This window comes from Mesoterricola sediminis, from assembly GCF_030295425.1.
Classification (GTDB): domain Bacteria; phylum Acidobacteriota; class Holophagae; order Holophagales; family Holophagaceae; genus Mesoterricola; species Mesoterricola sediminis.
The window spans coordinates 1,748,076-1,768,989 of record NZ_AP027081.1 but is presented as its reverse complement, the minus strand read 5'-3'; the positions used below and the strand labels follow the sequence as shown (position 1 = coordinate 1,768,989).

Here is a 20,914-nt window from a genome sequence, read left to right as displayed (position 1 = left end):
CGTCGGAATCCTGATGGGATCCAAGTCCGACTGGGGCACGATGCAGGAGACCGCCCGCACCCTGGAGGCCCTGGGCATCCCCTGCGAGGCCCACGTCGCCTCGGCCCACCGGACCCCGGACAAGGTCGTCCAGTTCTGCGAGACGGCCGAGGCCCGCGGCCTGAAGGTGATCATCGCCGCGGCCGGCGGCGCGGCCCACCTGGCGGGGTTCTGCGCGGGGAAGACCCACCTGCCCGTCCTGGGGGTGCCCATGAAAGCCTGGTCGCTTGATGGGCTGGATTCCCTCCTGTCCACCGTCCAGATGCCCTCGGGCATCCCGGTCGGCACCCTGGCCATCGGCAAGGCCGGGGCCGTCAACGCCGCCCTCCTGGCCGCGGCCATCCTGGCCCTCGGCGATCCGGCCCTGCGGGAGCGCCTCCTGGCGTTCCGGGCCGCCCAGACAGCGAAAGCCCTGGCGGACGACGACCTCATGCCCGCCTGATGGTAGGCTCAAAGGATGACGGACATCGGCTTCACCCAGTCCCGGCCCGCCCAGCTGCGGAGGCTGGGCCACGTTCTCTACGCCGCAGGCCTCCGCATGCAGAAGGGCATGGCGGAGTACGTGAAGGACGGCTCCAGCCCTGACCAGGTCCTGGTGCTCGAGCACAACCCGGTCTTCACCCTGGGCCGGAACGCCACCCGCTCCGACATCCACGTGACGGACGCCTTCCTGGAGTCGCGGGGCGTGGAGGTCTTCGAGACGGACCGCGGCGGCCAGGTCACCTACCACGGCCCCGGCCAGATCGTCGTCTACCCCGTGTGCAACCTCAAGGGCGGCCGCGAGGACGTGGGCCGGCTCGTGCGGGGGCTCGAGGAGGCCATGATCCGCTGCGCCGCCGACTTCGGCGTGACCGCGGACCGCCTCCCGGGCTTCCCCGGGGTCTGGGTGGACACCCCCCGCGGGCTCGAGAAGCTGGGCGCCCTCGGCATCCACCTCAACCGCTGGATCACCACCCACGGCATCGCCTTCAACGTGGCCCCCGACCTGGCCCACTTCCGGTGGATCACGCCCTGCGGCATCACGGACAAGGGCGTCTGCAGCCTCAAGTCCCTCCTGGGGGACGCCTGCCCCACCTGGGACGAGGCCGCCGACAGCCTCCAGCGCCACCTGGGCGACTGCCTGGGCCTGGACCTGCTCCCCGTGCCCGCCCACAGCGCCAGCATCTCGGCCCTCACCTGGCGCCGGGGCCCCTCCGGACCCGAGGTCCTCGTGATGCTCCGGACCCCGGGGCACGGCCTCTGGTGGTCCAGCGTCACCGGCATGGTCGAGCCGGGCGAGACCCCCGAGGCGGCCGCGCGCCGGGAGCTCATGGAGGAGGCCGGCCTTTCCGGGAACCTGCTCCCCCTCGACTTCTCCCACAGCTTCTGGATGGACCCCGCCGTCCTGGGCCTGCCCCCGGGCCCCCCCCGCTTCAACACGGAGACCTGCTTCCACGTCGAGGTGGATCCCGCCAGCGAGGTCCGCCTCGCCCTGGACGAGCACAGCGAGTACCGCTGGTGCTCCCCGGCCGAGGCGCGCGCCCTCATGATGTGGGAGGGCTCCCGGGAGGCGGTGCGGCGCCTGGAGAGGCTGCTGCCCAGCCTCAACCCCGCGCCATGAGGCCGGGTCTGTTTCCTGGACGCCGCCGCGCCGGTGAGGTTCCCCTTGCCATCGTCTTGCGAGGCGTTCATGCTGGCGGAGTGCCCGCGGCTAAACCCATGAGCCCCGCGTGGCGTATGCCCATTGATTCCGTGTTTCCGGTTCCCGCATTGACATCCTAAGGAGTGGTGATGGTTCGAGCCTCCCTGGTCCCCCTGTTCCTGGTCTGCTGCGGTCTGACGGCCCAGACCCCTGCTCCGTCCGGCATGCGCCTCAGCCTCCAGGAGGCCATCCAGATCTCCCTCAAGAACAACCTGCAGGTGGACATCGCCCGCCAGGCCCGCGAATCCACGGTCTCCGGGATCCAGACCAACCTGGGCGCCTTCGACTGGGGCCTCACCGCCGACGCCGCCATCGGCAAGCAGGACTTCAGCAACTCCACGACGCCCGCCGACGGCACCACGAAGAAGCGCACCTTCGACGTGGGCCTGGCGAAGGCCTTCACGTGGGGCGGCAACTTCAGCGTGAACTACGGCCCCGCCTACAGCAGCACCGACGGGACCAGCTACGGCACGCCCTACACCACGACCAATCCCTGGAGCGGCACCCTGAGCGCCACCTACAGCCAGGCCCTGCTGCAGGGCTTCGGCCGCCAGATCACGATGGCCCCGCTCATCATCGCCCGCAAGAGCGCGCAGGCCGCGGACTACACCTTCCAGCAGTCGATCATCAGCCTGGTGGCCTCCACCGAGAGCCAGTACTGGGACCTGGTCTACGCGGAGCGGTTCCTGGCCAGCAAGAAGACCAGCCTCGAGCTCGCCCAGAAGCAGCTCCGTGAGAACACCATCCGCATGCAGGTGGGCACCATGGCGCCCATCGACGTGACCAGCGCCGAGGCCCAGGTCGCCCAGGCCGAGCAGGACATCATCAGCGCCGAGGCCGCCCTGGCCAACGCCAAGGACGCCCTGGTCCGCAGCCTCTTCCCCAACGCCGAGCGCCCCGCCTCCCTGGAGACCACGGACGCCCCGACCCTCGGCCACATCCAGCTGGACGAGGCCGGCGCCGTGAAGATGGCCCTCGACCGCCGCGTCGAGCTCAAGTCCGCCCGCATCGCCAAGGAGAACGCGGAGATCAACGCCAAGGTCTACGAGAACAAGCTCCTGCCCTCCCTGTCGGCCTACGCCACCTACAACGGCCAGAGCGACGTGCGCGGCTCCTACGGCACCGTGAACTCCGACCTGACCGGCTTCAAGTACCCCGGCTACACCGTGGGCGTCAAGTTCGCGATGCCCATCCAGAACAACACCGCCAAGGGCAACCTGTCCGCCGCCCGCGCCGGCCTGCGCAGCAGCGAACTGAGCCTGAAGGACCAGGAGCTGAGCATCATCCTCCAGGTCCGCCAGAACCTCCGCAACGTGGAGGCCATGGAGAAGGCCGTGAAGGCCGCCGAGAAGACCCGCTACTACCAGCAGAAGAACCTCGAGGCCGAGCAGAAGAAGTTCGAGAACGGCATGTCCACCAACTTCGTCGTCCTGCAGGTCATGACGAACCTGGACAACGCCCGCAGCGCCGAGCTGCAGGCCCAGATCAACTACGCCAAGGCCGTGACCGCCCTGGAGCAGGCCGTCGGCAACCTCCTCGAGGCCCGCAACCTCAAGGTCCAGTAGCCCGGTTCCCCGGGATCCGGAAAGGGGGCCGCGAGGCCCCCTTTTCCGTGCCGGACACCTACCCCTCGGCTTCCAGGCCCCGCAGGCGCGCGCGCCAGGCCTCCAGGACCGCCTCCCGCGCCTCGGGGGTCTGGTGGGCCGGGGCCCAGGCCACGAAGGGCGGCAGCGTCTGGAACCCGCAGAAGGACAGGATACCGTGCTGGATGGGGAAGAGGACGGCGTCCATCGACCCGTTGCCGCCCTCGCCCGCGTAGGCGGCCTCGGCGCCGCCGGTGGTGAGGGCCAGCAGGGCCCGGCGCCCCCGGAGGCCGCCGGTCGCGTAGCGCATGCCCGCGCCGTAGGCGAAGCCCATGGTCATGACCCGGTCCACCCAGCCCTTGAGGATCGCCGGCAGGGAGAACCACCACAGGGGGAACTGGAAGATCACCACGTCGGCCTCCCGGAGCTTGCGCTGCTCCTCCAGGATGTCGTGGGCCAGGGTCCCCAGGCCGAGGGCCGCCACTTCCTCCGCCTGCCGCTTGAGGACGTGCCGGTCCCGCCGCTCCAGGAAGTCCTGGGCGTCGGCCACCGCCTTCCACCCCATGGCGTAGAGGTCCGAGACGGTCACCGCGTGGCCCAGGGCCTCCAGCTCGCGCACGGCGAGGTCCCGCATGGCCCCGTTGAAGGACAGGGGTTCCTCGTGGGCGTATACGATGAGCACGCGCATGCCGGCCTCGCCATGGATGAGACGATCATCCTATCCCCCCTCGCCCCGCGGCGAAAGGGCGGGCATGCTCGGTTAAAACCAAGGGCTGCCCCAGGCTTCCAGGCAGGCCGGGTCGATGCGGAGCGGAACGGCGTGCAGGGTACGGTGCCGTCCAGACCCTTCAGGGCGGCGCAGGTGATCACGCCTGACGCCTTGGCCTTGGTGCTCCAGGAAGGGGCAACCCAATCCTGGTCTTTCGCCGGGGATGGGGTGCTTCATCCCATTCATCCAGGCAATCGGTGTTCATCCCTGTTACGCAGGGCTAGGCTGTGTTCGGAATCTATAGATTAGATAAATAGTTAACTTGTACTCATACGTAAAGGCTCGTACACCACGAATTTTCCTGGGGTAACGATGCCGAGAAGTTCCCTGACCGATGCCATGTGGGCAAAGCTTGAACCGCTCCTTCCGCCAGAGCGTGGAGGGATGGGGCGATCCCATCACCCCAACCGTCCCATGGTGGAGGCGATCCTGTGGAGGCACAGGACTGGGGCGCCGTGGAGGGACCTGCCGGAGGAATTTGGACCTTGGACAAGCGTGTACACGCGATTTGAGGCCTGGACCAAGCGCGGCGTGTGGCAAAGGATCCTGGAGTTCCTGCGCAAGGAAGCCGACCTGGAGTGGGTCATGCCGGATGGCACCATCCTTCGCGCTCATCAACCTTCAGCAGGCAAAAGGGGGGGCTCTGGAACCAGGCGCTCGGACGATCTCGGGGTGGATGCTCGACCAAGATCCATTTGATCTGCGATGCCCACGGTAATCCTTTGGATTTCCTGGTCACTCCGGGGCAAGCCCATGAAAGCCGGTCTGCTGAAGGATTGCTGTGCGGTTGGCAGGCAGAGTACGTGTCCGGAGATCGGGCCTACGATGGGAACCCGGTAAGGAAGGCGATCGAGGCCATGGGTGCGACAGCCGTCATCCCACCTCATCCCCGGCGCAAGAATCCGGCGGCCTGGGACTCACACCTATACAAGGCCCGCCATGCCATCGAGCATGGGTTCGCCAAGCTCAAACAGTTCAGGGCGCTGGCCACCAGGTTCGACAAAACGGCGCGAAGTTTCTCAGCCCAGGTGGCTTTGGCCTGCATCGTGATCTGGCTGAGGCTATGAGCGGAGGGTGACAAGCGTTCCGGATCCTCATTGATCCTATGAAACGCGGAGGCGCGGAGGATCTCGCAGAGGGTCGCGGAGGAAAGCGCTCCTGGAACCTGCCACCTCCCAATGACACGTCCCAACGGGAGGCGTGATGGGAAGGCATTGGGGAGAGGTCGACGGGGAGGATCATCCGCACAAGGAGATCACCCAGGCCATCATCGGGGAGGCCATCGAGATCCAGAAGGCTCTGGGGCACGGACTCCTGGAAGATCCCTACAAGGTCTGTCTGGCGCACTCCCTGAGACTGGCCGGCCATAAGGTGAAGCGGGAGGTTTTCCTGGATATCGAGTGGAGGGGGCTTGTGGGCTTGATCCTTTCTCCGCGAGCCTCAGCGAGATCCTCCGCGCCTCCGCGTTCCAATAGGATGCTGCGAATGCGCGGCGCCATCAGGCACTGCAGCACAGACTCACGATTCCAGCTCCTCCATGCTCCGGCACGGATGGGTATTAGCCATTACTATCCTAGATTACGAACACACCCTAGGATCTGGACAGCGACCGCCGAAGCCATTCGTGCGGACTGCGGAGGGATCCCTGTCAGCGATCGGGGTCGATCGCGGGGGTCGGGAAAGGGCCCCCGGGGAGGTCCTCCGGCCGGTCCACGTCCCAGGTCCCCTCGGGGAAGGGCACCTCCACCACGTCCGGCGCGGCCAGGAGGGCGCGGGCGCCCCGGTCGCCCCGCAGGGCGAGCACCGCGGGGAAGTCCCGGGCGGGGAGGAGGGCCGGCACCCCGCGGGTGCCGCCGTAGGCGCAGGCCACGGGCGCGCCGTGCCAGGCGGCCAGGAGGCGGTCGACGAGGGCCGCGTCCACGGCGGGCTGGTCACACACCAGGAAGAGGGCCCCGGGCGCGCCCGGCGGCAGGGCCGCGACCCCCGCCCGGAGGGAGGCGGCCATGCCCTCCTCCCAGGCGGGGTTGGGCACGAGCTGGACCGGGAGGCCCGCCAGCTCCTGGGCCATGAGGTCGGCCCGGTGGCCCGTGACCACCAGGATCGGCGCGCAGGCCGCCGCCGCCCGGACGGCACGCCGGAGCAGGGTCTCCCCCTGCCACCGGGCGAGCTGCTTGGGGGCGCCCAGGCGCCGGGAGGCCCCGGCGGCGAGGATGATGGCCGGCATCATGACAGGGGCAGCCGGCGGATCCGGGTTCCGGTCAGCGCGTGGACGGCGTTGAGGACGGCCGGGATGACCAGGGGCACAGGCGGCTCGCCGATGCCCGTGGGCGGCGCCTGGCTGGGCACCAGGTGCACCTCGATGGCCGGGGCGTCCGCCATCTGGGCGATGGGCAGATCGCTGAGGGAGGTCTGCTCCACCTGGCCCGCCTTGAAGGTGATGGCCGTGCGCAGGGCCGACAGGCCCCAGAGGACGCCGCTCTCCACGTTGCCGGCCAGGCCCAGGGGGTTCACCACGATGCCGCAGTCCACGGCGGCCACGATCCGCGCGACCTTCCAGCCCGCGCCGTCGGTGGCCACCTCGGCCACCAGGGCGCAGTACGTGTGGGCGTCGTAGGCGGAGCAGGCCAGGCCCCGCGCGCGCCCCGGGGGCGGGGGGGAGGCCCAGCCGGCGCGGGCCGCCGCCAGGTCCAGGACGCCGCGCAGGCGCCCCAGGTCCACCCGCTCCCCGCCGACGTCGCGGGTCTCCGCCCCGGCCAGCAGTTCGCGGCGGAGGGCGAGGGGATCCCGGCCGAGGGCCGCCGCGCACTCGTCCAGGAAGCACTCCCGGGCGAAGACGTTGGGCATGGCCTCGATGGCCCGCCACCAGCCCAGGGGCAGGTGGCAGGGGGCCTCGGCGTAGTCGACGCGGATGTGGGGGATGCGGTAGGGGAGGTCGGCGGCGCCGTTCGTCTCGGCGGACACGAGGCCGTCGCCGCGCCGCCCCTCCATCCAGGACAGGAGGATGCTGGGGGCGGCGATGCGGTGGGCCCAGGCCTGGAGCCCTCCGCCGTCCAGGGCGGCCTCCAGGCGGTGGAGGCTCATGGGATGGAACCGGTCGTGGCGGAGATCGTCCTCCCGGCTCCACACCAGCTGGATGGGGCCTCCGGCGGCGCGGGAGACCTGCACGGCCTCGAGGGCGAACTCGGAGCTCAGGCGGCGGCCGAAGCCGCCCCCCAGCAGGGGCACCCGCACCCGCACCCGGGCGGGATCCACGCCGAGCAGCTTGGCCGCCCGGGCCTGCACCTCGTTGGGGGACTGGGTCCCGGTCCAGAGGTCGCAGCCGCCGGCCTTCACGTGGGCCACGCAGTTCGGGGGCTCCAGGGTGGCGTGGGCCTGCCAGGGGAATTCGTACTCGGCCGTGAGCCGGCGGGCGGCCCGGGCCAGGGCGGCGTCGGCGTCCCCCGCGCGCCGCGCGGGGACGCCCGGACGGGCCACCCGGTCCGCCAGGACGGCCCGGAAGGCCTCGGAGGAGAAGCCGGCATGGGGCCCCGGATCCCAGGTGGCCCGCAGGGCGGCGGCGGCCGCCAGGGCCGCGTGGGTGCCGTCGGCCACCACGGCCACGCCGGAATCGATGGGGATCACGGCCTGGACCCCGGGCAGGGCGCGGACCGCGGCCTCGTCCCAGCGCAGCGCCTTGCCGCCCGGCACCGGGCAGCGGGCCACGGCCGCGTGGCGCATGCCGGGCAGGGCCACGTCCAGGCCATAGACGGCGCGGCCGTCCACGATGCGCGGGCCATCGACGCGGCGGGTGGGACGGCCGATGAGGGTGCGGGTCTCCGCCAGGCGGGGCTCCCGGGGCACCGGCAGCCGCGCCGCGGCCTGGACGAGGCGGCCGAATCCGGTCCGCCGGCCGGTGGGCGGATGCAGGACCTCGCCCCGCTCCACCCGGCAGGTGGCTGGCGCCACCCCCCAGGCCTGGGCGGCAGCTTGGACGAGCATCTCCCGGGCCGCCGCGGCGGCCCGGCGCAGGGGCATCCACGAGGCCTGGATGCTCATGCTCCCCCCGGTGCCCAGGTGCCGGAAGTCCGGGCCGGGCTCGGCCTGGGCCAGGTCCACCCGCTCCCAGTCCACCCCCAGCTCGTCGGCGACGATCATGGGGAGGGCGGTGCGCACCCCCTGCCCCATTTCGGATTTGCCGACGGTGACGCGCACCCGGCCATCCCGGCCCACCCGGATCCAGGCGTTGGGCGCGAGGGCGGCCGGGGCGCCCTCCCCGGCGTCCAGGCGGAGGCCCAGGGCCAGACCTGTGACCGATGCCACTTTCAGGAAGTCCCGGCGCGTGGTGGCCATGGTCATTTCCCTCCCTTGGCCGCGCGATGAACGGCCTTCCGGATCCTGCCATAGGTACCGCAGCGGCAAATGACGCCTTCAAAGGCTTTATCGATTTCCTGATCCGTGGGCGCCGGGTGTTCCCGGAGCAGGCCGGCGGCGGTGATGAGCATGGCGGGCTGACAATAGCCGCACTGGGCCACGTCCTCCTCCAGCCAGGCCTGCTGCAGGTGCGCGTGCTCAGAGGCCAGCCCCTCCACCGTGACGATGGCCTTGCCCTGGGCCGCCGCCGCGGTGACCTGGCAGCTGCGCACGGGCTTGCCGTCCTGGAGGACCGTGCAGGCCCCGCAGACGCCCACGCCGCAGCCGAACTTGGTGCCCGTGAGGCGCAGCCGGTCCCGGAGCACCCAGAGCAGCGGGGTGTCCGGCCCGGCCTGGACCACCTGGGTCCGGCCGTTGATGGTGAGGCGGAGGGAGGCCATGGGACACCCCGGGAAAGTTGCGATGAACAGCATAGTGCCTTGGAGTTATCATCCCTCCAGGAACTTATGCGGAGACCTTGATGTTCGCCCTGCCCCTCACCCTCGCCCTGGCCGCCGTGGCGGCCGAACCTCAGCAGCCGCTCAGCCCCCCGGCGGCCGGCCTCGTGACCACCGAGTACGCCTTCGCGGCCAAGGCCGCGCAGGACGGCACCCGGGCGGCCTTCCTGGCCAACTACCACCAGGACGGCCTCTACTACATCCCCCGGCCCGTCAATGGTGTGGCCTACTTCAAGACCCAGCTGGAGTTCGACACGCTCCTCGCCTGGGCCCCCACCAAGGCCGAGGTCTCCTCCGCCGGTGACCTGGGCTACACCACCGGCCCCTGGACCTTCAAGCTGAACAAGAACGAGAAGGGCACGGAGCCCTCCGCCTTCGGCTGGTACATCAGCGTGTGGGGGCGCGACAACGGCGGCCCCTGGAAGGTCCTGCTGGACATCGGCATCAGCACCCCCGACCCCAAGGACCTCCCCGTCCAGCCCGTGGCCCTCCCCAACCCCAAGGCCGCCGCCCCCGCCGCCACCGGCACCCCCAAGGCCTCCCCCGAGCTGGAGAGCCTCGAGGCCGCCTTCAGCAGCGCCGCCGCCAGCAACATCACCTCCGCCTATACCAAGTACGTGGACGAGGGCTCCCGCCTCTACCACGCGGGCCGCTTCCCCCAGGAAGGCGTCAAGAGCCTGCCCCGGTACCTGGATCCTTGGCCCGTCTCCTTCAAGGTCGAGGGCTCGTACATCGCCAGCAGCGGCGACCTGGGCATGACCCGCGGCCTCCTCACCCGCACCGAGAACCCCGGCAAGCCCAACGCCAAGGTCACCCAGGCCCACTTCGTGCACGTCTGGCGCAAGGTCGGCAACGCCTGGAAGCTGGCCGTGGAGGTCGAAGGCCTGCCCCTCCAGCCCAAGAAGTAGGGGCCCCCGGCCCCCCCGGACGCAGGAGGCCTCCCCGGAGGCCTCCTTTCCGTTTCTGGCACGCCCGTCGCACCTGTCCCCTCCGGTGTCGGGAGTCCGTCGTGCGCGTGATCAAGCTGTTCATCCTTGGAATCCTGCTGGCGTCAGGGCTGGCGGCCACCGCCCAGGCCCCGCCGCCGGGGAGTTCCGAGCAGGCCCTCAAGGAGGCTTACGTCCCCGATGACGGTAAACCGACGCAGGGCCGCGCCGAGGCCCCGCCCTCCGGCTGGCGCGCCCTGGGCTCCATGCTCCTCGTCCTCGGCCTGGCCGGGGGCGGCCTGTGGGCCTTCCGCCGCTGGGGCGCCAAGCGCCTGCCCGGCAGCGGCGGCTCCCGCCTGAACGTGGAGGAGACCCTGGCCCTGGGCGACCGGCGCTACGTCTCCATCCTCCGGGCCGATGACGAGAAGTTCCTGATCGCCCTGGGCCCCCAGGGCGTCACCCTGCTTGCGCGCCTGGACAGCGTGGAGGCCGGCGGCCCCGCCGACTTCGGCCAGGCCCTGGCCCGGGAGGCCGAGATCACCACCCCCATGCCCGTGCGGGACATGGAGGCCCTCATGCGCGGGGAACGGCCATGAGGCGGGGCTGGATCGTCCTCCTCCTGGTGCTCCTGGCGGGCGCCGCCCTCCACGCCCAGCAGGCCCCCGCGGCCCTGCCCAGCGTGACGGTGGACTTCGGCAAGACGCCCCAGGGCCCCGCCCTCAGCGCGACGCTCCAGGCCGTCCTGCTCCTCACCGTCCTGACGCTGGCCCCCACCATCCTCATGACCATGACGTGCTTCGTGCGCATGATCATCGTCCTGGGCTTCATGCGCCAGGGCATGGGCACCTCCAACACGCCCAGCAACCAGGTGCTGATCAGCCTGGCCCTCGTGCTGACCTTCTTCGTGATGGCCCCCGTGGGGCGCGAGATCAACCAGACCGTCCTCCAGCCCCTGAACCGCAACGAGCTCACCGTGGACCAGGCCCTGGACCGCACCGCGGCCCCCCTCAAGGTCTTCATGCTCAAGCACACCCGCAAGAAGGACATCGGGCTGTTCCTGGGCATCGCCAAGGCCCCCACGCCGAAGACCAAGGCCGACGTGCCGATGGAAGTCCTGGTGCCGGCCTTCCTGATCAGCGAGCTCAAGACCGCCTTCGAGATCGGCTTCATGATCTTCCTGCCCTTCCTGATCGTGGACATGGTGGTGGCCTCGATCCTCCTGTCGATGGGCATGATGATGCTTCCGCCCGTGGTCATCTCGCTGCCGTTCAAGATCCTGCTCTTCGTGCTGGTCGACGGCTGGTACCTGATCGTGGGCAGCCTTGTGCGCGGCTTCGCGTGAGGAGGGAAAGGCCTTGAACGAGCTCGTCATCGTCGATATCGCGAAGGACGCCCTTCGCACGGCCCTCCTGGTGGCGGGCCCCGCCCTCGTGGTCTCCATGGTCGTGGGCCTCACCATCTCCATCTTCCAGGTGGTCACCAGCCTCCAGGACCAGACCGTGGCCTTCGTCCCCAAGGTGGTCGCCGTGATGGCCACCGTGGTCCTCTGCTTCCCCTGGATGATGCGGCTCCTGGTCGGATTCACCGCCCGGATGTTCACCGACTTCAACCACGTGGTGAAGGCGCTCAACTGATGGACGGGGTCCTGGCCAGCCCCGCCTTCTGGGCCTTCTCCCAGGCCCGGATCCTGGCCTTCATGCTCGTCCTCGTGCGGCTCACGGGCCTCATGGCCACCCTCCCCGGCTTCGGGCAGGGCCGCCTCCCCCTGCAGGTCCGCGTCACGCTGGTGGTCCTCCTCGCCCTCGTCCTCGCCCCCGTCGTGCCCCGCCCCCCCGCGGACGTGGACGGCATGTGGTCCCTCACCGGGGTCATGGTGACCGAGCTCGCCGCGGGCCTCATCATGGGCCTCTCCGTGGCGTGGATCGTGGACATGGCCGCCTTCGCGGGCCAGCTCATGGACACCCAGATGGGCTTCTCCTTCGTGCAGTTCATGGACCCCGTCACCGCGCGGCCCGCCTCCATCTCGGGCTCGCTGCTCACCCAGCTGACCCTGGTCCTGCTCCTCGTCGCCGGCCTGCATCACCAGATGATCCGCGCCTTCGTGGAGAGCTACCGCATCCTCCCGGTGGGCCTGGCCGTGCCGGTGGATCCCCAGCTGGTGATCGCCCGGATGGGCATGATCCTCGTCCGGGGCTTCCAGCTGGCCTTCCCCGTCCTCTTCGCCCTCTTCATCATCGACTTCGTGGCGGGCATCTCGGGCAAGTTCATGCCCCAGCTCCAGCTGATCACCCTGACCTTCCCCCTCAAGATCGCCGTCGGCCTCGCGATCCTCGGCGTCCTGCTCCGGGAGTTCGGTCCCTGGCTGGGGCCCTTCCTGGAGGCCGCCCCCCGCGAGGCGCTGCGGCTGCTGGTGAGACATGGCTGATCCCTCCCGCACCGAGAAGGCCACACCCAAACGAAGGCAGAAGGCCCGGAAGGAGGGTTCCATCCTCCGGGTGCAGGACCTCGACGCCACGGTGATGCTCTGGTCCAACTTCTTCCTGCTCCTGGCCCTCGGCGCGAGCACCATGAGCGGGCTCTCCTCCGTCATGGCCTTCATCCTCCGCAAGTCGGGGCAGCCCGGCCTCGTGGCCGAGGGCAGCCTCCACGCCCTGGCGGTGGAGCTCCTGACCATGATCCTGAAGGTCCTGGGGCCCTTCCTCGCCGCCAACTTCCTGCTGGCCCTCGGCAACCAGCTGGCCCAGCACGGCCTGGAGATCCACCCGGAACTGCTGGTCCCCAAGTTCGGCAAGCTGAACCCGGCCGCGGGCTTCAAGAAGCTGTTCTCGCCCCAGAGCGCCGTCAACCTGCTCAAGAGCGTCCTGAAATTCACGGTGGTGGCGGTGGTCGCCTGGCTCGTGGTCCGTCCCCGCATCCCCGCGATCCTGGCCACCCTCAACTACCCCATGAGCCAGGCCCTGGAGTTCTTCCGGCAGACGGTCTTCCTCCTGTACCGCGACATCATGCTGGTCATGCTGGCCCTGGCCGGGGCGGACTACCTCTACCAGCGCCACGAGTACGAGAAGGGCATCCGCATGACCAAGCAGGAAGTGAAGGACGAGCAGAAGGATGCCGAGGGCAATCCCGAGATCAAGGGGCGCCAGCGCTCCCTCCTCCTCAGTTCGGCCATGCGCCGGATCCTGGCCAAGGTGCCCAAGGCCTCCGTGGTCATCACCAACCCCACCCACTTCGCGGTGGCCCTCCAGTACGAGCCCGGCTCCTCCGCGCCCGTCCTCGTCGCCAAGGGCGTGGACCACCTGGCCTTCAAGATCCGGGAGCGGGCCAAGGAATCCGGCGTCCCCATCGTGGAGAACCCTCCGCTCGCCCGGGCCATCTACCACAACGTGGACCTGGACCGGCCCATTCCCGCCGAACTCTACCAGGCCGTCGCCCAGGTCCTGGCCTATGTCTACCGCCTGCGGGGGGCGGCGTGATAAAAAGAGGCCTGCGCCCACGAAAAGACTTGGGAAATGTCCATCTCCGGCCGAAACGGTACCTAGCCCCCTGGTGATCCCCGTGCCTCCGCCCATCATCGCCCCCCACCTGCCCCCCCAGCGCCTCCTCCTCGTGGACGACGACCTCGTCCTCCTCGAGACGCTGCAGGAGCTGCTCTCGGCCGAGGGGTTCGAGGTGACGGCCGTCTCCAGCGGGGAGGAGGCCGATGAGCTCATCCGGGAGGCGCAGCCCCCCTTCGACCTGGTCCTGACCGACCTGGTCATGCCCGGGCGCACCGGCATGGACGTGCTGAACGCCGCCCTCGCCCACAATCCCAGCTGCACGGTGCTGGTCCTCAGCGGCTACGGCACCGTCCGCGAGGCCACCGAGGCCATGGACCGCGGCGCCTACGGCATGGTGAACAAGCCCCTGCAGCTCGAGGCCTTCCGGCAGACCCTGCGGCGCATCGTGGAGCGCACCCACCTCATGCGGGAGCGGGACCAGCTGCGGATCCGGGTCGCCGAGCTGGAGGAGCGCATCGGCCGCCTCGAGGCCATCCAGGGCCGCATGGAGATGCTGGCCCAACGCATGGGGCCCAACACCCCCGAGGCCGGGCACCTCCAGGTGCTCAAGGCCCTCCGGGCCCGCGGCATCCTGGACGAGGCCCACTTCGAGTCGGCGCGGAAGGCCCTCCTGGCGGGGCTCCCATGAAACGCGCCCTCGCCGTCCTCCTGGGCGCGGCCCTGGCCGCCGGGGTGGTCAGCGGGGAGGTGAAAGGCCGCATGACCGACGACCAGGCCGAGGCCCTGGCGAAGGAGGCGATGGCCTCCGCGGATCCCGAGTTCCAGCGGAGCGCGCTGACGCGGCTCCAGGGCTACCACTTCAAGAGCACCCTGGCCCGCCAGCGGGAAGTGGTGCTCTTCGCCCAGGGCATGCTCCAGGACCGCATGGGCGACCTGGCCCGGGCCGCGGTGACCTTCCACAAGCTCGAGACGGGCTGGCCCGGCTCCCCCTTCCTGCCCGAGGCCCAGATCGTCATGGCCCAGGCCGCCCTGGACCACGGGCGGCACAAGGAGGCCGAGAGCCGCCTCACCAAGGCCCTGGCCGCCGAATTGCCCGCCGAATCGGTGCGGCGGGCCCAGGAACTGCTCCTCTGGTGCCTGGCCGACCAGGGCCGGGCCGCCGAAGGGGCTGCCACCGTGAAGGCCCTCAAGCCCCTGGGCACCGCCAAGCCCTCCGAACGGGGCCTCGTCGGGATCATGGAGGCCCTCTGCGCCCAGGGGCAGCGGGCCGAGGCCGAGGGCACCCTGGCCGACTACCGGAAGCTCTACCCCAAGGGCACCTACCTGCCCCGCATGAACCTGGGCTGGGCACGCTTGCTTGGCAGCACGGGCGATCCCAAGGGCGCGGCCAAGGTCTTCCAGAAGCTCATCCAGGACAAGCCCAACACCCCCGAGGCGGACGAGGCCCGCATGGCCCTGGCCACCCTGCTCTCCGACGGGAGCCTCCCCCCCAAGGACGCGGAGGGCTACCCCGACGCCCAGGCCCTCCTGGCCCGGGTGAAGAAGACGGGCACCAAGGAGGAGTCCACCCGCAAGGCCCTGATGGTGAACCTGCGCATCGCCCTCAAGGAGAAGCACTGGGTCGCCGCCCTGGAGGCCGCGGCCCAGTTCCGGGCGGCCCATCCCACCCCCGGCGAGGCCAAGCCGGTCACCGAGCTCCGGGCCGAGGCCAGCCGCGGCTTCGTCCAGGAGGCCCTGGACAAGAAGGAGATCGCGCAGCTGCTGCCCTTCCTGGACGCCGAGACCCTCCAGGCCCTCACCCCCGCCCAGCGCCTGGACCTGGCGCGGGCCCTGGGCGCCAAGGGCCTGCCCGAGGCCGTCCGGGCCCTGGCCCAGGCCTCGCCCGCCAAGGAACAGCCGGGCCTCATCAAGGCCGGCCTGGGCACCGTGGCCCCCGGCGCCGCCCCGGAGGGGACCCTCGCCCTCCTGCCAGCCAAGGGCCAGGGCCCCCAGGAGAGCCTCCTCCGGGCCCAGGCCGCCGTCAGCCTCCGCCAGTGGGCCGAGGCCCGGGCCGCCCTGGGCCGGGCGCGCCCCGGCCCCGAGCGCGTCCAGGCCCTCCTCCTCTACCTCACCCGGCCCCTGGCCCAGGATGAGAAGCCGGAGGCGCGGGCCAAGGAAGTCGAGGGCTGGCTGGCCCGGGCCCCGGAGAAGGGGGAGGCGCGGGAGCCCCTCGTCCTCCTGGCCGCTGACCGCCGGGCCCGGGAGGGCCAGTGGAAGGAGGCCCTGGCCCTGTACCCCGCCGACCCCAGCGCCCCGAACCGAGGCTGGGTCGCCCTCATGCGCGCCACCTGCCAGCTGAAGCTGGGTCACACCGACCAGGCCGCCGCCACCCTCAAGGCGGCCCAGGCGGCCGCCGATTTCAAGGCCGAACGCGAGCGCCTGGGCCGCCGGCTGGGCCTTTAGGAGCATGCTTCCCAAAGAGCCTGGCGATGGGGTTCCAACCATCCGCCGGACCGTTCCAGGGGCTGCCGGGAGGTCAGGGCCGTCCACCCCAAGGAGGGGCCGACCCAGGATGCCGAGGCGTCACGGCAGGAGCCCGGGGAAGCTCGCCTCGACCCAATCCGCGGGAGGGAGGGCGGGAGCGCCGGGGCGGCCGGGCTGGGTCTTGAAGCGGCGGTGCATCCAGAACCACCAGCGGGGGTCCCGGCGGATCTCGGCGTCCAGGCGGCTGGCCATCATCTGGGTGGCGGTCCAGGCGTCCCGCTCCGCGTCCCCGGTGAGGGGCACCCGGAAGGGCGGCTCCACGGACACGGTGATGGTGCCGTCCGGCTCGGGCCAGCTGCGGAGCTGGACCACGGGCAGGTCGAACTTGACAGCCAGGAGGCCGGCCGATGAGAAGGTGGAGGCCCAGCGGCCCAGGAACCTCACGAAGACGCCCATGCCCAGCGCGTCCTGGTCCAGCAGGAAGCCGATGCCCTTGCCCCGGCGGAGGGCCTGGATCGCGCCGCGGTAGGCGCCGGCCTTGAGGATGACCTCGTTCCCGAAGCGGCCCCGGTAGGCGCGCAGCTTGGCGTCCAGCAGGGGGTTCGGGAGGGCCCGGCCGATGACCGAGATGTGCCGGCCCTTGGCGCTGAGGGCGAGGGCCAGGGCCTCCCAGTTGCCGTAGTGGCCGGTCAGCACGATGAAGCCCTTGCCCGTGGCCCGGGCCGCGTCGTAGTGCTCGAGGCCCCGGATGCGGACGCGCCGCTCCAATTCCTCCTCCGGCATGTTGAAGAGCCGGATGCCGGACAGGAAGAGCGCCCCGAAATGGGCGAAGCAGTCCCGGGAGAGGGCCCGGACCTCGGCCTCGGACAGGCCCAGGTCGGTGGCGCGGATGTTCTCCCGGACCACCCGGCGGTGCCGGGCGTCCACGGCGTGGAAGAGCCGGCCGACGCCCCGCCCCAGGGTCTGGAGCGTCTCCCAGGGCATGCGCTTCAGGATGCCTTCCGCCACCTCGAAAGCGAGGGCCTGGATCTTGTCGGTGAGGGTCGGGTCGGCTGCCATTCGGGTCCGGTCAAAACTCCAGGTTACACGCCGGAGGGCGCCCCGGGGTCCTCCAGGTAGCCGGGATCCTCGAGCTCGACCAGCTCGCCCCGGCCCAGGGCCTCCCGCTGGGCGGGCTCCAGGCCGGCCTCCGCCCACCGGGGATCGGTGCGGCCGTTGAAGAAGTGGATGGAGGCCTCCCCGGCCTCGTACGCCTCCCGGGTGGGCCACAGGTGGACCCAGCCGATCTGGTTGACCCGCGCGAAGACCCTCATCTCAGCTCCTGAAGTAGGCCCGGATCGCCTTGACGACGGCCCCGGCGTACCGCTCGCGGAACTCCGGGTCCTTGAGGTTGAGGACGTCGTCCTCGTTGGTCAGGTTCGCCACCTCCACGAGAACCTTGGCCGCGGCGGCGTTGTACCGGATCACGGCGGGCACGAAGCTCCGGCCGCCGCGCTGGATCACGTTCCGGATGGGGCGGTTGGCGTGGATGGGCACCTCGTCGGTGCGCAGGGCCTTGAGCAGCGTCTCCGAGAACAGGCGGCTCCGGGCCTCGCTCTGGAGCCGCTCCTTGGGGGTGAAGCGGACCCGCGACCCGTCCCGCATCTCCTTGACGCGGGCGGCGCGGCGGTCCCCCAGCGCGAAGGACGCCGGGACTCCGGAGGCCCCCGGCACGTAGACCATCGTCCCGCGGGCGGTGGGGTGGAGGCTGTCGGCGTGGAAGCTGATGAACAGGGTCTTCCTGGGGTCGCCGGTGCGGCTGAAGGACGCGAAGAGGTCGTTGGCCAGCACCCACCGGAGGTGGACGCTGACCGCGTTGGGGCTCTCCCCGTCGTTGGCGAAGGGCGGCGTCGTGAGGATCTCCGCCCGGGAGGACGGGGCCTTGATGGTCTCCCGGACGTTGAAGCCCAGCCCGGGGTAGCGGATGGTGCTGGAGACGACGGCCTCCGTCTCCTGCTCCAGGAGGCGCCGCACCCGCATGGCGATGTCGTAGACGAAATCGGATTCCCAGACGCCGTTGGCGGAGGCGCCGCGGTCGACCCCGCCGTGGCCCGCGTCCAGGACGATCCGGAGCCCCTTGAGCTTCGGACCCGCGTCGACCTTGGGGGTGCGGCGGACCTCCGCGCGGACCTCGCGCTCCTCGGCGAGGGCCGTGGAACCTTCGGTCTGGAAGGGGTCGGCCAGGTACTCCACCGGGATGCGGATGATCTGGCCGGGCTGGATGCTGCGCACGTCGTCGATGCCGCTCCGGCGGGCGATGAGCAGGGCCAGGTCGTTCACGCCCTTGGGGTCCACCCGGTCCGTGTAGCGCATGACCACGCTGGTGTAGAGGGCCTCGCCCTTGCGCATGGGGTAGGCGGCGTAGCGGCCCTGGGCGTCCTCCCCGAAGGTGAGGAGGGCCCGGTACGCGGCCACCCGGGCCTCGTCGTCCAGGTCGTCCTCGGGCTGGCTGCGGTCCATGCGGGCCTGCCCCGCCCCGCCCAGCTCCTTGGCGAGCAGGGCGCGGGGGATGATCCACACGTCGCCGGCCCGCAGCTTCTCGGGCAGGGCGGGGTTGGCGGCCTGGAGCTTGTCGTAGTGCTGCCCGTGGCCCACGAAGAGGGCGGACATGAGCCAGACGGATTCCAGCTCGGGCCAGCGCACCCGGTGGCGCACCTCGCCGGCCAGCCATCGGTCCTCGGGGAAGAGGGCCTTGAGGGCCCAGAGGCGGCCCTCCGGGGTCAGGTCCTGGAAGGCGGCCCAGGGGCCGCTCCGGGCCGCCAGGAAGCGCCGCGGAAGCCGGGCCGACTCCACCTGCACGCCCTGGCGGAACACGAGCTGGATGCGGGCGTGGCCGCCCCCCGGGAGCTTGGCCCGGAGGTCGGCCGTCGCGGGCGCGGCCTGGAGGACCCAGGCCGCCGCGGCCGCGAAGGCGAGTCCCCTCAGTCCTCCCATGGCGCCTCTTCGCCGGCCGTCAGGCCCTGGCGGACCCAGGCCCGGAGCGCCTCCTCCATGGCGTCCGGATCCTGGGCGCGAACCTCCAGGAACGCCTGGAAGCGGCGCTCGAGGTGGGCCGTGCCCTCCTCCAGCAGGAAGATCCGGTCCGCCACCCGGCCCTGGGGATCCTTGGCCTGGGTCGGGGGCAGCTTGAGGGTGCTGATCTCCAGCCCGGCGGCGCCGAGGGTGAAGGTCCACTCCATGTCGCCGGAGAGGAGCCGCACCTTGGCCTTGGCGGGGCGCATGCCCCGGGAGAGGGCCTCGAAGGCCTCCCGGCTCTCGGCGGGATTGCCCTTGCGGAGGCTCAGCTCCTTCACGTCCCCCCGCTCCGTGACGAGCTGCATGGCGTCGTCCACGAAACAGGCCGACTGGTCCCCGTCGAGGCCGCTCGTGCCGCCCTCGGTGAGGCCCCGCCACCACAGCCACAGCAGGAACTCCTCGCCGAGGAAGCGTCCCTGTTCAATGAGTTCCATGGGCTTCATGCGTGCTCCAGCGTCAGGTCGAGGGGATCGAGGGCCATGAGGGATTCCACCGGGACATGGGGCAGCATCCGGCCCGCCAGGAGCAGCGGCGCCAGGGGCTGCAGCTCCAGCCCGAAGGACTTGATGAAGAGGCCCACCAGGGCGCTCTGGGCCTTGGACGAGGCGGCGGTCGTCCAGAGCATGCCGCCCTTGAGGTCCCAGGCCACCTCGAAGACCTTGGGGACCGGCAGCACCTTCTGGAGGAGGTCGGCCTTCACCTCGTCCTGCAGGGAGATGCGGGCCTCCTTGCCGACGAAGGCGAGGTCCTTCTCCTTCATCAGGGACTGGAGGCGCATGTCCACCTGGGCCTTGAGGAGGACGGGGGGCACCCGCCGCACGTCCATGCGCAGGCCGAACACCGCGAAGCGCTCCTGCATGACCCAGGTCCGCTCGGGCGGAGTCATGAGGAGGTTGCGCCAATCGCACCAGCCGACGCGCTCCTCCTCCAGGCCGTCCTCGAAGGGGCGGAAGGCGTCCTGTTCGAGGCCCTCCAGGAGGTTGTCCTCGCTGGGCACGGGCCCGAGGACCAGGAAGCGCCGAAGGGATAGGGTTCCTTGGAGCAGACTCATGCTTTCCCTCGAATGATTCGGCCGAGACGGTCGATGATGGGCGTCAGGGGCTGGGTGGACGAGACGTCCGGATCCCCGGCGGGCTTGGGGATGGCGAGCCGTTCGATGCGGATCCCCTCCCCGGGGGCCGGGGCGGGGAGACCGGGGTCGTCCAGGGACAGGAGGAGGCCGGTCAGGTTGTCGCGGCCGCCGCGGCGCAGCGCCTCCTCGGCCAGGGCCGACAGGGCCTCCCCGCTGGGCAGGTGCTCGCCGAGGAGCTGCGCGATGACGGCGTCCGGCACCTCGCCGTGGAGGCCGTCGGTGCAGAGCAGGACGCGGTCGCCCCGGCGGAGCGGGACGCGGCCCAGGACGGCCCGGATGGGGATGGGCGCCCCCAGGGCCTGGGTGATCATGTTCCGCTGGGGGTGCACGCGGGCTTCCTCGGGCGTGAGGGTGCCCTGGGCGACCATGTCGTTCACGAGGGTCTGGTCCCGCGTCGCCTGGACCAGGGCCCCCCCCCGGAAGACGTAGGCGCGGCTGTCGCCCACCTGGGCGAGGTAGGCGTGGCCCTTCCAGATGACCGCCGCGGTGAGGGTCGAGCCCATGCCCCGGCTGGCCCGGTACGAGGCCGCGTAGCGCAGGACGGCGCTGGACGCCTCCTCCACGGAATGGCGGAGCGCCTGGACGAGGCCGGGTTCGGTGGCCTCCTCCGCGGGGATCCGCCCCCAATGGCTGAACAGGTTGACGGCCACGGAGGCCAGGCCCTCCCGGCTCGCGATCTCTCCGGCGGCGGCCCCGCCCATGCCGTCGGCCACCGCGGCCAGGATGCCGGCGCGGCAGGTGCTGGGCATGGGCGCCAGGCCATTGACTAATGGCTCATCGCCGTCGAGGGCGCTCACCAGGTAGGCGTCCTCGTTGTTTTTCCGCACCCGACCCACATGGGTGATGGCAGCATAATCGATGAGCATGAAGAAAGCGTTCCTGCTGGGGGCGACCTGGGGCACCCGAGTGGCCTTCCGGTTCCG

The 20,914-nt window shown here is 70.9% G+C and carries 22 protein-coding genes and 1 pseudogene; 13 read left to right on the top strand and 10 right to left on the bottom strand.

The window, feature by feature from the left end; all coding sequences use genetic code 11:
- Nucleotides 1-13: 13 nt before the first annotated feature.
- The 3 genes from purE to R2J75_RS07860 all read left to right on the top strand — a co-directional run bounded on the left by purE (nt 14) and on the right by R2J75_RS07860 (nt 3,285).
- Nucleotides 14-481: a 5-(carboxyamino)imidazole ribonucleotide mutase gene (gene purE, locus R2J75_RS07870; protein WP_316411451.1), complete on the top strand. Its 468-nt coding sequence runs from the start codon at nt 14-16 to the stop codon at nt 479-481.
- Nucleotides 482-496: 15 nt separating this feature from the next.
- Nucleotides 497-1,639: a lipoyl(octanoyl) transferase LipB gene (lipB, locus tag R2J75_RS07865; RefSeq protein WP_279341956.1), complete on the top strand. Its 1,143-nt coding sequence runs from the start codon at nt 497-499 to the stop codon at nt 1,637-1,639.
- A gap of 170 nt (nt 1,640-1,809) precedes the next feature.
- The gene (locus R2J75_RS07860) at nt 1,810-3,285 is read left to right on the top strand and encodes a TolC family protein (protein ID WP_243334685.1); all 1,476 of its coding nucleotides are present in this window, start codon (nt 1,810-1,812) and stop codon (nt 3,283-3,285) included.
- A 58-nt stretch (nt 3,286-3,343) separates the two neighbouring features.
- Here the strand turns inward: R2J75_RS07860 and R2J75_RS07855 are convergent, their stop codons facing one another.
- A complete protein-coding gene (locus tag R2J75_RS07855) occupies nt 3,344-3,991 on the bottom strand; it encodes an NAD(P)H-dependent oxidoreductase (RefSeq protein ID WP_316411450.1) in 648 nt (215 codons plus the stop codon).
- 393 nt (nt 3,992-4,384) lie between these two features.
- Here R2J75_RS07855 and R2J75_RS07850 point away from each other — a divergent pair.
- Nucleotides 4,385-5,139, top strand: a protein-coding gene (locus R2J75_RS07850) for an IS5 family transposase (RefSeq protein WP_316411449.1) whose coding sequence is annotated in 2 segments (ribosomal slippage) — nt 4,385-4,718 and nt 4,718-5,139 — 756 coding nt in all. Because the reading frame shifts where the segments join, the coding sequence is not laid out codon by codon here.
- Between the two features lie 136 nt (nt 5,140-5,275).
- Nucleotides 5,276-5,470, top strand: a pseudogene (locus R2J75_RS19860) (GxxExxY protein); the annotation flags it as partial.
- Between the two features lie 250 nt (nt 5,471-5,720).
- Here the strand turns inward: R2J75_RS19860 and R2J75_RS07845 are convergent.
- The 3 genes from R2J75_RS07845 to R2J75_RS07835 are packed head-to-tail and all read right to left on the bottom strand — an operon-like array spanning nt 5,721 to nt 8,862.
- Nucleotides 5,721-6,299, bottom strand: coding sequence for a nucleotidyltransferase family protein (locus R2J75_RS07845; protein ID WP_243335326.1), 579 nt, complete (start codon nt 6,297-6,299; stop codon nt 5,721-5,723).
- Entirely contained in the window at nt 6,296-8,401 is a 2,106-nt protein-coding gene (locus tag R2J75_RS07840; protein ID WP_316411448.1) for a xanthine dehydrogenase family protein molybdopterin-binding subunit, read from the bottom strand. The genes R2J75_RS07845 and R2J75_RS07840 overlap by 4 nt, the downstream gene beginning before the upstream one ends.
- 2 nt (nt 8,402-8,403) lie before the next feature.
- Nucleotides 8,404-8,862 carry a (2Fe-2S)-binding protein gene (locus R2J75_RS07835; RefSeq protein WP_243335323.1) on the bottom strand — a complete coding sequence of 153 codons (459 nt, stop codon included), beginning with the start codon at nt 8,860-8,862 and terminating at the stop codon, nt 8,404-8,406.
- Nucleotides 8,863-8,942: 80 nt separating this feature from the next.
- On the opposite strand from R2J75_RS07835, the gene R2J75_RS07830 reads away from it, so the two are divergent.
- The 8 genes from R2J75_RS07830 to R2J75_RS07795 all read left to right on the top strand — a co-directional run bounded on the left by R2J75_RS07830 (nt 8,943) and on the right by R2J75_RS07795 (nt 15,784).
- Nucleotides 8,943-9,827 (top strand): YybH family protein, encoded by an 885-nt coding sequence (locus R2J75_RS07830; RefSeq protein ID WP_316411447.1) that lies wholly within the window; start codon nt 8,943-8,945, stop codon nt 9,825-9,827.
- A gap of 101 nt (nt 9,828-9,928) precedes the next feature.
- Complete coding sequence (locus R2J75_RS07825; RefSeq protein WP_243335320.1) at nt 9,929-10,441, top strand: flagellar biosynthetic protein FliO; 513 nt, start codon at nt 9,929-9,931, stop codon at nt 10,439-10,441.
- Nucleotides 10,438-11,187 carry a flagellar type III secretion system pore protein FliP gene (gene fliP / locus R2J75_RS07820; RefSeq protein WP_243335318.1) on the top strand — a complete coding sequence of 250 codons (750 nt, stop codon included), beginning with the start codon at nt 10,438-10,440 and terminating at the stop codon, nt 11,185-11,187. Before R2J75_RS07825 ends, fliP begins: the two co-directional genes overlap by 4 nt.
- 13 nt (nt 11,188-11,200) lie before the next feature.
- On the top strand, nt 11,201-11,479 hold the full coding sequence (gene fliQ / locus R2J75_RS07815; protein WP_243335317.1) for a flagellar biosynthesis protein FliQ: 279 nt from the start codon (nt 11,201-11,203) through the stop codon (nt 11,477-11,479).
- Complete coding sequence (locus tag R2J75_RS07810; protein WP_243335314.1) at nt 11,479-12,270, top strand: flagellar biosynthetic protein FliR; 792 nt, start codon at nt 11,479-11,481, stop codon at nt 12,268-12,270. The genes fliQ and R2J75_RS07810 overlap by 1 nt, the downstream gene beginning before the upstream one ends.
- Nucleotides 12,263-13,318, top strand: coding sequence for a flagellar biosynthesis protein FlhB (flhB, locus tag R2J75_RS07805; RefSeq protein ID WP_243335312.1), 1,056 nt, complete (start codon nt 12,263-12,265; stop codon nt 13,316-13,318). Before R2J75_RS07810 ends, flhB begins: the two co-directional genes overlap by 8 nt.
- Before the next feature lie 82 nt (nt 13,319-13,400).
- On the top strand, nt 13,401-14,030 hold the full coding sequence (locus R2J75_RS07800) for a response regulator (RefSeq protein WP_243335311.1): 630 nt from the start codon (nt 13,401-13,403) through the stop codon (nt 14,028-14,030).
- Nucleotides 14,027-15,784 carry a tetratricopeptide repeat protein gene (locus R2J75_RS07795; RefSeq protein ID WP_279342169.1) on the top strand — a complete coding sequence of 586 codons (1,758 nt, stop codon included), beginning with the start codon at nt 14,027-14,029 and terminating at the stop codon, nt 15,782-15,784. The genes R2J75_RS07800 and R2J75_RS07795 overlap by 4 nt, the downstream gene beginning before the upstream one ends.
- Before the next feature lie 120 nt (nt 15,785-15,904).
- Here R2J75_RS07795 and R2J75_RS07790 read toward each other — a convergent pair whose 3' ends face one another.
- The 6 genes from R2J75_RS07790 to R2J75_RS07765 are packed head-to-tail and all read right to left on the bottom strand — an operon-like array spanning nt 15,905 to nt 20,857.
- The gene (locus R2J75_RS07790) at nt 15,905-16,864 is read right to left on the bottom strand and encodes a lysophospholipid acyltransferase family protein (protein ID WP_243335310.1); all 960 of its coding nucleotides are present in this window, start codon (nt 16,862-16,864) and stop codon (nt 15,905-15,907) included.
- Nucleotides 16,865-16,887: 23 nt separating this feature from the next.
- Nucleotides 16,888-17,118, bottom strand: a complete 231-nt coding sequence (locus tag R2J75_RS07785) for a hypothetical protein (protein ID WP_243335308.1) — start codon at nt 17,116-17,118, stop codon at nt 16,888-16,890.
- A 1-nt stretch (nt 17,119) separates the two neighbouring features.
- Nucleotides 17,120-18,778 (bottom strand): N-acetylmuramoyl-L-alanine amidase family protein, encoded by a 1,659-nt coding sequence (locus tag R2J75_RS07780; RefSeq protein ID WP_243335306.1) that lies wholly within the window; start codon nt 18,776-18,778, stop codon nt 17,120-17,122.
- Nucleotides 18,766-19,302: a hypothetical protein gene (locus tag R2J75_RS07775; protein ID WP_243335304.1), complete on the bottom strand. Its 537-nt coding sequence runs from the start codon at nt 19,300-19,302 to the stop codon at nt 18,766-18,768. Before R2J75_RS07775 ends, R2J75_RS07780 begins: the two co-directional genes overlap by 13 nt.
- A complete protein-coding gene (gene rdgC, locus R2J75_RS07770) occupies nt 19,299-19,910 on the bottom strand; it encodes a recombination-associated protein RdgC (protein ID WP_243335302.1) in 612 nt (203 codons plus the stop codon). The genes R2J75_RS07775 and rdgC overlap by 4 nt, the downstream gene beginning before the upstream one ends.
- A complete protein-coding gene (locus tag R2J75_RS07765) occupies nt 19,907-20,857 on the bottom strand; it encodes a PP2C family protein-serine/threonine phosphatase (protein WP_243335300.1) in 951 nt (316 codons plus the stop codon). The genes rdgC and R2J75_RS07765 overlap by 4 nt, the downstream gene beginning before the upstream one ends.
- Between the last annotated feature and the right edge of the window lie 57 nt (nt 20,858-20,914).